Origin of the sequence: Thermosulfurimonas sp. (genome assembly GCF_015491435.1) — a bacterium.
Lineage (GTDB): Bacteria > Desulfobacterota > Thermodesulfobacteria > Thermodesulfobacteriales > Thermodesulfobacteriaceae > Thermosulfurimonas_A.
In genome coordinates, this window is the sequence record NZ_WFVX01000204.1 from 1 (window position 1) to 3,021 (window position 3,021).

Sequence of the window (3,021 nt, forward strand, 5' to 3'; positions counted from 1 at the left end):
CCCTACGCCCTTTTTGTCTTCCCCCGCTCAAGTCTTTTCCGCAAGAAAGGCCTCCTCTTCCCCCATTCGGCAGGGATCATCGACTTTGACTACTGCGGAGAGGATGACGAACTCAAGATCCTGGTCTTAAACCCGGGCTCCGAGCCAGTTAAGGTCTCGGCCGGGGAGCGCCTGGCCCAGATGGTGCTCCTTTGCGTGGCCGAAGGGGTAGAACTTGAGGAGGTACCGGGCCCCCCTTGTGAGGACTCCCGCGGGGGTTTCGGAAGCACCGGAGGTTACCAATGACCGATCCACGCCAAGCCTGGTCCGAACTTCGCCGCAACTTCCTGCTTCAGCTTTACCGGGATCTCGGCGGGGAGGCCTTCCGCCGCACCCTGTTTCTGAGCTTCCTCGGGGCCCGGATCTGTTACGCCGAAAGCCCTCCGCTTTCCCTCTTTGCCGAGGAACGCTTCCGGGACCCGGAAAAACTTAGGAGCTTTTTCCTGCGTCTTAAGGCCTCGGGACACGCCAGCGTCTTCGCCCACTCTCCCTTAACCGTAAGGCCTAAAGAACTTTCCGCGGATCTCCTTTCCGCCCTTTACAAGGCCTGGTACGACCCCGCAACCGGGGCCCTCCAGCTCAATCTGCGCCATTTTGCCGAAAGCCTGACCGACGAGGAATTCGCGGCCCTTATCGCCGCAGGAATTGAGGACCGAAGCTTTACCGAGTTTCCCGCCCTCCGCTGGGAGGGCTGGCCCTTAAAGAGGGTCTATGTGGGGCCGCTTTCCGGGCTCCTTCCCCGGTTCGAGCGGCCGGAGCCGGAGGAGGGCCTCTTTTCCCTCCCGGCGGTCACCGTAATACAGCTTCCCGCAGAGGAACCCTTCGGGTGGCTTGCGGTGATCGTGGAGGGCTTTTCCCGGCTCTTTTCTCATCAGTTCGTGCGCCACACCTGGCTCAACTTCAACCAGCGCTCCCACCGCTACACCTCGGTGGATCAGTTCGTGCTTCCTCCCGCCTTTGAGGACCATCGGGAGGTCTATGCCGCAGAGATCCGGCGGGCCATGGAGGCCTATCGCCGGCTGGTTGCGTCCGGCCTTCGCAAGGAGGACGCCCGCTTTATCACCCCCCAGGGGGCGGCCACCACGGTGCTGGCCACCGGGCCGCTTTTCGTCTGGCGCGATTTCGTGGAGAAACGGGCCCATCCCAAGGCCCAGTGGGAGATCCGGCACCTGGCCGAGACCCTGCGGGAGGTCCTTTGAGATGGCCCATCGCTTCGATCCCAGGGAGAAACACAAACTGGAATCCCCGGAGCGCCGCAGACACCTTCCCCCGGAAAGGGTCCTGGAGCTTCTGGAACTTAAGCCCGGGGAAACCCTCCTTGATCTCGGCTGCGGCACGGGCTATTTCGCCCTTCCCGCCGCCCAAAGGGTGGGGCCCTCGGGACGGGTGTTCGCCGTGGATGTAGAGGAGGAGATGCTCGCCGAGGTGCGGAAGAAGGCCTCAGGAATCCCTCAGATAGAACTTATCCGCTCCGAGACCTATCGGGTTCCTTTGCCTCAGGCCGTGGCCGAGGCCGCCCTTCTTGCCTTTGTGCTTCACGAGGTGGAGGACCCGGTGCGGCTCCTTGGCGAGGTCCGGAGGCTCCTTAAACCCGGCGGACGGCTCCTGGTCCTAGAATGGCAAAAGAAAGAGACTCCCATGGGGCCTCCGGTTTCCGAACGCTTAACCGAGGAGGAAACCCGCGCTTTCCTTAAGGAGGCGGGCTTTGCGGCCCTAGAGACCTCCCCCTTCGGCGACTGGTTTTATACCGCCCGGGGGTTCAAGCCCGCATGAGAGGGATTCCCCAGGTCTTCGATCGGCTGGCCCGGGACTATGACCACTGGTACGAGAAACCCTTCGGGCGTTCGGTCTATGCGCTGGAGCTTTCCGCCTTAAGGAGGGTATGCCGCGACTTCCGGCAGGCCCTGGAGGTGGGGGTGGGAACGGGAAGCTTCGATCTGGTCCTCCTCATGGTCACCCTCTGTTTTGTGGATTACCCGGAGGACGTGCTCCGGGAGGCCTATCGCGTGCTCAGTCCCGGTGGACGCCTGGTGCTGGGCCTCATCCTCCGGGAAAGCCCCTGGGCCGCCTTCTACCAGGAAAAAGGACGCCGCGGACACCCCCTCTACCAGAGAGCCCGTTTCTATTCCCTGCCCGAACTGAGAGAGATGCTCTCCCGCACCGGGTTCGAGGAGAAAAAGATCCTGAGCACCCTCTTTGAGCCTCCCCAAACCGAAAGACCCATCACCAACCCGGAGATCCGCCAAGGCTTCCACCCCCAGGCCGGATTCTTCATCCTCCTGGCCCTCAAATCCTCCTGAACTTTTATCGAATTGACCAATCAATGCTTAGGGTTTTATCTTTAAAAACTTTTTGACAATCTCTATGGTTCCGCTTAAAAGTTCCGATAATTCCGGAAAGCCGAGGGAGGGATGCCCGGGAGGAGGGATTTTCTCAAGCTGGTGGGTTTTTCCCTGGCCGCGGGGTTTTCCGGCTGGGGAAAGGAGGCCTGGACTGCGGTGGGGCTTGAGTTTGAGCCCCGAAAGTGCATGGGGTGTCAGGCCTGTGTGCTGGCCTGTGCCGAAACCCGGGGGCTTCCCCCGGAGGAGCGTCTTTTGGAGATCCGGATCGAAGAGACCGGCCGTTTCCCGGCCCCGGGGGTGCGTTTCCGGCGCCGGGATCTGGCCTGTGATCTGTGCGCCGGGCGCACCTGGCCTCCGCCCTGCACCCGGGTCTGCCCCACCGGGGCCCTCCGCTGGAAGGGTCCGCGCCTTCCGGAAAAAGAAACCGGTCGCGTGGTTTACACCGTCTGCCTGGCCTGTAACGCCCGCTGCGGTCTGAGGGTAAGGGTAAAACAGGGAAATCATCTTTCCTTCGAAGGGAACCCCTACCATCCCTATAACCGGGCCGGGAAACCCCTGCCCTACACCACCCCGGTGCGGGAGAGCCTCTCCGTTCCCGCGGCCACCTGCGGCAAACCCCAGTGCGATCCGGATTATCTGC

The 3,021-nt window shown here is 62.1% G+C and carries 3 protein-coding genes and 2 pseudogenes; all 5 read left to right on the forward strand.

The features are described from left to right. Positions 1-285, forward strand: a pseudogene (locus F8J34_RS09500) (deoxyuridine 5'-triphosphate nucleotidohydrolase); the annotation flags it as partial. Next, the gene (locus F8J34_RS09505; RefSeq protein ID WP_297058850.1) at positions 282-1,238 is read left to right on the forward strand and encodes an FAD-dependent thymidylate synthase; all 957 of its coding nucleotides are present in this window, start codon (positions 282-284) and stop codon (positions 1,236-1,238) included. The pseudogene F8J34_RS09500 and the gene F8J34_RS09505, both read left to right, overlap by 4 nt. A gap of 1 nt (position 1,239) precedes the next feature. Continuing rightward, complete coding sequence (locus F8J34_RS09510) at positions 1,240-1,812, forward strand: methyltransferase domain-containing protein (protein WP_297058852.1); 573 nt, start codon at positions 1,240-1,242, stop codon at positions 1,810-1,812. After that, the gene (locus F8J34_RS09515; protein WP_297058854.1) at positions 1,809-2,339 is read left to right on the forward strand and encodes a class I SAM-dependent methyltransferase; all 531 of its coding nucleotides are present in this window, start codon (positions 1,809-1,811) and stop codon (positions 2,337-2,339) included. The genes F8J34_RS09510 and F8J34_RS09515 overlap by 4 nt, the downstream gene beginning before the upstream one ends. 111 nt (positions 2,340-2,450) lie before the next feature. Beyond that, positions 2,451-3,021 (forward strand): annotated as a pseudogene (locus F8J34_RS09520) (hypothetical protein); the annotation flags it as partial.

Coding starts and splice junctions, on each gene's coding strand:
- F8J34_RS09505 (WP_297058850.1), top strand. CDS start 282: ATGACCGATCCACGCCAAGCCTGGTCCGAACTTCGCCGCAACTTCCTG.
- F8J34_RS09510 (WP_297058852.1), top strand. CDS start 1,240: ATGGCCCATCGCTTCGATCCCAGGGAGAAACACAAACTGGAATCCCCG.
- F8J34_RS09515 (WP_297058854.1), top strand. CDS start 1,809: ATGAGAGGGATTCCCCAGGTCTTCGATCGGCTGGCCCGGGACTATGAC.